This is a genomic window from Xenorhabdus sp. SGI246, assembly GCF_040838225.1.
In the GTDB taxonomy this organism is placed as follows: Bacteria; Pseudomonadota; Gammaproteobacteria; order Enterobacterales; family Enterobacteriaceae; genus Xenorhabdus; species Xenorhabdus indica.
The window spans coordinates 1-1,725 of the sequence record NZ_JBFPEZ010000097.1; the positions used below are offsets into that span (position 1 = coordinate 1).

The 1,725-nt window shown below is 54.6% G+C and carries 1 rRNA gene; it reads right to left on the reverse strand.

Annotated elements, in window-relative coordinates:
* Nucleotides 1-47: 47 nt before the first annotated feature.
* Nucleotides 48-1,589, reverse strand: a 16S ribosomal RNA gene (locus tag ABLA85_RS17210).
* Nucleotides 1,590-1,725 lie beyond the last annotated feature (136 nt).

Consider the following 1,725-nt stretch of genomic DNA (forward strand, 5'->3'; position numbering starts at 1 on the left):
TTCATCAGACAATCTGTGTGAACACTCACAAGCTCACTCTCTTCGGTTAAGGAGGTGATCCAACCGCAGGTTCCCCTACGGTTACCTTGTTACGACTTCACCCCAGTCATGAATCACAAAGTGGTCAGCGCCCTCCCGAAGGTTAAGCTACCGACTTCTTTTGCCACCCACTCCCATGGTGTGACGGGCGGTGTGTACAAGGCCCGGGAACGTATTCACCGTAGCATGCTGATCTACGATTACTAGCGATTCCGACTTCATGGAGTCGAGTTGCAGACTCCAATCCGGACTACGACAGACTTTATGAGTTCCGCTTGCTCTCGCGAGGTCGCTTCTCTTTGTATCCGCCATTGTAGCACGTGTGTAGCCCTACTCGTCAGGGCCATGATGACTTGACGTCATCCCCACCTTCCTCCGGTTTATCACCGGCAGTCTCCCTTGAGTTCCCACCCGAAGTGCTGGCAACAAAGGATAAGGGTTGCGCTCGTTGCGGGACTTAACCCAACATTTCACAACACGAGCTGACGACAGCCATGCAGCACCTGTCTCACGGGTCCCGAAGGCACTTCCGCATCTCTGCAGAATTCCGTGGATGTCAAGAGTAGGTAAGGTTCTTCGCGTTGCATCGAATTAAACCACATGCTCCACCGCTTGTGCGGGCCCCCGTCAATTCATTTGAGTTTTAATCTTGCGACCGTACTCCCCAGGCGGTCGATTTAACGCGTTAGCTCCGGAAGCCACACCTCAAGGGCACAACCTCCAAATCGACATCGTTTACGGCGTGGACTACCAGGGTATCTAATCCTGTTTGCTCCCCACGCTTTCGCACCTGAGCGTCAGTCTTCGTCCAGGGGGCCGCCTTCGCCACCGGTATTCCTCCACATCTCTACGCATTTCACCGCTACACGTGGAATTCTACCCCCCTCTACGAGACTCTAGCCCACCAGTCTTGGATGCCGTTCCCGGGTTAAGCCCGGGGATTTCACATCCAACTTAATGGACCGCCTGCGTGCGCTTTACGCCCAGTAATTCCGATTAACGCTTGCACCCTCCGTATTACCGCGGCTGCTGGCACGGAGTTAGCCGGTGCTTCTTCTGCGGGTAACGTCAAGCGTGAAACGTCTTCGGCTTCACGCCTTCCTCCCCGCTGAAAGTACTTTACAACCCGAAGGCCTTCTTCATACACGCGGCATGGCTGCATCAGGCTGGCGCCCATTGTGCAATATTCCCCACTGCTGCCTCCCGTAGGAGTCTGGGCCGTGTCTCAGTCCCAGTGTGGCTGGTCATCCTCTCAGACCAGCTAGGGATCGTCGCCTAGGTGAGCCGTTACCCCACCTACCAGCTAATCCCATCTGGGTTCATCCGATGGCGTGAGGCCCGAAGGTCCCCCACTTTGCTCCTCAGAGATTATGCGGTATTAGCCACCGTTTCCAGTGGTTATCCCCCTCCCCCGGGCAGATCCCCAGACATTACTCACCCGTCCGCCGCTCGCCGGCAGGAAAGCAAGCTTTCCCCCGCTGCCGCCCGACTTGCATGTGTTAGGCCTGCCGCCAGCGTTCAATCTGAGCCATGATCAAACTCTTCAATTAAAAGTTTGCTGCTCAAAGAATTTCTACTGTCAGTTCATAATGAATTCACTGTTCAGTCACTCTTCAAGACTTAATCTTTTTTGCCTTTCGGCAGGTTGATTGTGTCCTGCGAGTGCCCACACAGATTGTCTGATTA